Here is a 264-nt window from a genome sequence, read left to right as displayed (position 1 = left end):
CATCGTTCATTCGGGATCCGGAGAAATGGCGTTCGGCGAAGACCAGGCGCACGAGCGACTCGTGCCGGGCGACACCGTGTTCGTGCCCGCCTGGGGTTATCACGCCATCGGCAACCCGTCGGGCACCGAGCCGTTCGTGCTGTTCCGCCTGCAGAACCTTCCGCAGAACGCGAGTTCGGGCAATCTCATGCGCGAAATCCAGGGGGAGCTGCAAATCATCTATGCCGGCGCGGGTCTGGCATCCCATCGGTAACGCGACGCGCG

The 264-nt window shown here is 64.4% G+C and carries 1 pseudogene; it reads left to right on the top strand.

Annotated features, from left to right (window positions below):
- Positions 1-253 (top strand): annotated as a pseudogene (locus tag SB756_RS31210) (hypothetical protein); the annotation flags it as partial.
- Positions 254-264: the final 11 nt, after the last annotated feature.

This window comes from Pseudomonas sp. SIMBA_068, from assembly GCF_046534705.1.
Classification (GTDB): domain Bacteria; phylum Pseudomonadota; class Gammaproteobacteria; order Pseudomonadales; family Pseudomonadaceae; genus Aquipseudomonas; species Aquipseudomonas putida.
Note: the sequence above shows the minus strand (reverse complement) of the source record. Positions and strands in the feature narration are given on the sequence as shown.